This is a genomic window from Flammeovirga agarivorans (genome assembly GCF_012641475.1).
In the GTDB taxonomy this organism is placed as follows: Bacteria; Bacteroidota; Bacteroidia; order Cytophagales; family Flammeovirgaceae; genus Flammeovirga; species Flammeovirga agarivorans.
The window spans coordinates 1-2,369 of the sequence record NZ_JABAIL010000033.1; the positions used below are offsets into that span (position 1 = coordinate 1).

The 2,369-nt window shown below is 28.7% G+C and carries 3 protein-coding genes; all 3 read left to right on the forward strand.

What is annotated here, in order from left to right; genetic code table 11:
- The first annotated feature begins 89 nt into the window (after positions 1 to 89).
- The 3 genes from HGP29_RS27975 (at position 90) to HGP29_RS27985 (ending at position 2,134) form a co-directional block, all read left to right on the forward strand.
- Positions 90 to 689: a DUF4738 domain-containing protein gene (locus HGP29_RS27975; RefSeq protein WP_168885776.1), complete on the forward strand. Its 600-nt coding sequence runs from the start codon at positions 90 to 92 to the stop codon at positions 687 to 689.
- A gap of 146 nt (positions 690 to 835) precedes the next feature.
- On the forward strand, positions 836 to 1,405 hold the full coding sequence (locus tag HGP29_RS27980) for a hypothetical protein (RefSeq protein ID WP_168885777.1): 570 nt from the start codon (positions 836 to 838) through the stop codon (positions 1,403 to 1,405).
- Positions 1,406 to 1,534: 129 nt separating this feature from the next.
- A complete protein-coding gene (locus HGP29_RS27985) occupies positions 1,535 to 2,134 on the forward strand; it encodes a hypothetical protein (RefSeq protein WP_168885778.1) in 600 nt (199 codons plus the stop codon).
- Positions 2,135 to 2,369 lie beyond the last annotated feature (235 nt).

Here is a 2,369-nt window from a genome sequence, read left to right on the forward strand (position 1 = left end):
TAGAAAATAGAAAAAACGCTCTACAACAAGGTGTAAAAATGCATTAAAACGCATTTTACACAAACCGTTGTGTGCAACCAAAAGAAATAATGAAAAGTCAATTTCTTATATTAATAATGTCAATCATTTTTTTCGGATGCAGTGAGCAGAAAAGAGAAAAAGTGACAGTTAAAAATAAACATGAAAGTGTTACGACTTCAAAAAAGCAAATCGAAACTTTGACAATTTCTGAACGTCAAAATTTAACGGATAATAACGTTATTGAACGATTCTTCCCTGAAGAAAATGAAATCGTAAAATTTGACACAATTATATCCGCTCAAAATCTTAAAATATCGATTCAAAGTACAGCTCTTGACTCATACGTAACAAATGAATATGAAAGCGAAGGGATAAAGTATATTGATAAGTATAGAGATAGCAAAAAACATTTAAGAATATTATACGGAAACCAAGTAATCTTGGACACTATGTTCGTTAAAGAATCCTTTGCAGATTATGCAGGAAAAGAATTCCTTGATATTGCGAATTTGCACGGATATTGGTTCAATAAAATTGATGAAAACGTACTTGAATTTTTCGGAGCAATTAACAAACCCGAAACGGATTGGTCATATACATTTTATCATTTTTTTGACTTATCAACTCAAGAGTTAAGAATCGAAGAACTTATTGAAGAAGAAATATAAAAAAGGCAGCACACAACAACAGCTAATCTCCATCCACCGGGTGACGCACCCGCTGGTCGTAGTTTAGCCATTACGTTACCGTTTATTATAGCTTCCGAATTACATAAAGTGCTAAATTCTACTCAATTTAATAAGTTAAAGAAGTTATGGGAATTGAAAAATACGGATTTTCTCAGAATTGGGTAAAAATAGGTTTAATTGATCTTAATGAATTTCCTGAACAAGAGAAAAAATTCTTATCAAATTCAGATAATTCATATGAACATTTTAGGTATGAACTACTTGAGAGTTATCTGTATAATAAAAGTTCATTTTCAGATAACGAAATCCATATCTTATTAGATCTGTTACAATTTGAACAAGATATCACAATGTCTCAAACATTTACTTTTCAACTTTATAAATCCACAAAGGTTACTCTTGTCCAAAAAGAACTAATTGGAACGCAGCTTTCCAAGTTAAGCGAATGGGGTAATAAAATAGTAGAACGAGAAAAGATTACTTCATCACTAAAAAATATGACTGAAGTTAATCAAGAATTCTTTTCAAAAAGTGTGGAATTTTATATAAAATATAAAGACAAAGTAGTAATTGAATTTCTAATAAAATATTGTAATGATCAAGATCAACTTAAAGAATTATTGAAACTAGGTTTATCAAAAAAACTTAGAAACCAATTAGAGCTTATTCTTAATTCAAATAAGTCAAGTCTTTAAAAAATAATTTAAACAACCGGTAACAACAGCTAAAACTCCATCCATCGGGTGACGCACCCGCTGGTCGTAGTTTAGCCATTACGTTATATTTTATTGAATAATAAACTCATTCTAAAAAGTTAAAATCTTATGAGGGTATTTATATATTTCTCAATAATGTCTTTATTCTTTTCTTGTAGAGAAAATTACGACAGAGAAAATCTATTTAAGAATACTGAATATTATAATTCCTCTAATATTTTCCTTCTAGATACTGCAAATAACTTTTTGAGCATAAAAAACTTCATAAAAAGTCAGAGTGTAAATGTTATGTCAAGTTTGTTATTTAGAGAAAATCAAGAAGTTCCAATATTGAGTAATTTATCCTATCTAATAAACAATGGTGATGGAGGGTGCTACAAGAAACGGAATATTTTAATTATTAATGATACTTCAAAAATAACAGAACAAAGAATTATAGATTTCATCTTAAACAATAATAAAAGCAAAAAATTATCAGAATCACCCTTAAAAGCTATATTGGTTTTAGCTTATTCAGATACCTATCAGGTAGAAAAAATATCAAAAGATTTGGAGTCAACCTTAAATGCTTATAAAAAGGCATGGAGGCTTTATTCAAACAATAATCTAATAAACATGAAACAACATGAGTTACTAGGAATATATAAAGCAATACCATGTAATATAATTATATCATATTCTTCAGACATTCAATCTAATATGTATTAAACAATAAATAAAAAAACAAAATATAACATCAGCTAAAACTCCATGTGTCGGGTGACGCACCCTCTCACGTAGTTTAGCCATCACGTTCTCAGCAATTTTTTAAGAAAAACGACCATTGAAACAAAAATTAAATAAATATTATTCATTTATCCTTTTGGGAATTCTAAGTTTTTTCGCAGCAAATTCGATAATGGGAAAAATTACTTTTGGATATGGATTGGGAGATATTTTTTAC

Bases quoted from the DNA above. Each gene is read 5' to 3' on its own strand.
- HGP29_RS27985 (WP_168885778.1), top strand. From the start codon at position 1,535: ATGAGGGTATTTATATATTTCTCAATAATGTCTTTATTCTTTTCTTGT.
- HGP29_RS27975 (WP_168885776.1), top strand. From the start codon at position 90: ATGAAAAGTCAATTTCTTATATTAATAATGTCAATCATTTTTTTCGGA.
- HGP29_RS27980 (WP_168885777.1), top strand. From the start codon at position 836: ATGGGAATTGAAAAATACGGATTTTCTCAGAATTGGGTAAAAATAGGT.